Here is a 253-nt window from a genome sequence, read left to right on the forward strand (position 1 = left end):
ACCGATGCCATGAAGCGGTTAATGACCGCCAGCTGGCCGGGCAACGTGCGTCAGTTGGTCAACGTAATTGAGCAGTGCGTGGCGTTGACCTCTTCGCCGGTGATCAGCGACGCGCTGGTGGAGCAGGCGCTGGAAGGGGAAAACACCGCGCTGCCGACATTTGTTGAGGCGCGTAACCAGTTTGAGCTCAACTATCTGCGTAAGCTGCTGCAAATCACCAGGGGCAATGTGACTCATGCGGCAAGAATGGCGG

Annotated in this window: 1 pseudogene; it reads left to right on the forward strand. The window is 58.5% G+C overall.

Annotation, left to right across the window (positions count from 1 at the left end):
• Positions 1 to 253 (forward strand): annotated as a pseudogene (locus FDX22_RS31020) (two-component system response regulator GlrR); the annotation flags it as partial.

It is taken from the genome of Citrobacter sp. TBCS-14, assembly GCF_005280805.1.
Lineage (GTDB): Bacteria > Pseudomonadota > Gammaproteobacteria > Enterobacterales > Enterobacteriaceae > Citrobacter > Citrobacter gillenii.